This window comes from Pseudonocardia nigra (assembly GCF_019396355.1).
GTDB lineage: Bacteria > Actinomycetota > Actinomycetes > Mycobacteriales > Pseudonocardiaceae > Pseudonocardia > Pseudonocardia nigra.
Genome location: NZ_JAHKRK010000472.1, coordinates 1 through 1,246 on the forward strand (window position 1 = coordinate 1; position 1,246 = coordinate 1,246).

At 70.9% G+C, this 1,246-nt stretch carries 2 protein-coding genes; both read left to right on the forward strand.

Translation table 11 applies throughout. The features are described from left to right. Positions 1 to 744, forward strand: a 744-nt coding sequence (locus KME75_RS41660; protein ID WP_246633840.1) for an NADH-quinone oxidoreductase subunit H, incomplete at its 5' end; no start/stop codon positions are given. Then, a partial coding sequence (locus KME75_RS41665; protein WP_219420500.1) for an NADH-quinone oxidoreductase subunit J occupies positions 744 to 1,246 on the forward strand: 503 nt, incomplete at its 3' end. The genes KME75_RS41660 and KME75_RS41665, both read left to right, overlap by 1 nt.

Here is a 1,246-nt window from a genome sequence, read left to right on the forward strand (position 1 = left end):
GTGGCGGCCGATGCGGTGCTGTGGCGGGTCGGCGGGGCCGCGCTGCCGGTGGCGGCGTTGCTCGCGGCCGCGGTGCTGCCGCTGGGGGAGCGGCCGGTGGCCGATCTCGGCGTGGGCGTCGTGTGGTTCAACGCCATGGAGGTGGTGGCGTGGGCCGCGGTGTGGATGGTCGGCTGGGGTGCGAACAGCGCGTTGAGCCTGGTGGGCGGGTATCGGTTCGTCGCCCAGGGCCTGGCCTACGAGCTCCCGCACATGTTCGCGATCATCACGGCCGCGCTGGGGGCGGAGAGCCTGCGGTTCACCGCGATCGTCGACGCGCAGGCCGACCTGTGGTTCGTCGTGATCATGCCGGCGGCGTTCGTGGTGTACCTGCTGTCCGCGGCCGCGATGGCGTTCTGGGGTCCGTTCGACGCGCCGGTCGGCCGGGACCTGGCCGGGGGAGCGGCGGCGGAGCTGTCCGGGGTGGATCGGCTGGTGTTCGAGGGCGGCCGGTGGCTGCTGCTCGTCGTCGCGGCGGCGATGGCGGTGCCGCTGTTCCTCGGCGGCGGTGGCGGGCCACTGTTGCCGGCCTGGCTGTGGGTGGCGGTCAAGACCGCCGGGGTGCTGGCGCTGCTGGTGTGGTTGCGCCACCGGTTTCCGACCGTGCGGATGGACCGCTATGTCGAGTTCGCCTGGGTCGTGCTGGTCCCGCTGACGATCGTGCAGGCGCTGGTCGTGGCGCTCGTCGTGCTGGGAGGCGCGTGATGGAGGTCGTCCTGTTCTGGGTGCTGGCCGTGGCCGCGCTGGTGTTCGGGTTCCTGGTCTTCCGGTTGAACTCGATGGCGCAGGTGACGTTCGCGCTGCTCGCGTCGTTCCTCGCGGTGGCCGGGCTCGTGCTCCTGCTGGGGCTGGGCTACCTCGGCGTCGTGATCGTCCTGATGATGGTCATCGAGATGGTGATCATGGCCGTCTTCATGATCATGTACATGATGAACCCGGCCGGGCTGATGCCGATGGCGATGTACCACAACAAGGCCGGGGCGATGGCGATCTCGGTGGGCACGTTCGTCGTGCTCGCCGCGGGGATCCTGCTCGTCGACTGGCCCGACCGGCAGGGCGCCCCACCGGCCGACCCGACGTTCGCGCTCGGGGAGGCACTGATGGGCGGGCAGATGCTGACGATGATGACGCTCGGGGTCGCGCTGTTCGCCACGATCGTGGCCACGGTGGTGCTGGCGACGAACCGGGGCCGCTACGACCGCTTCGG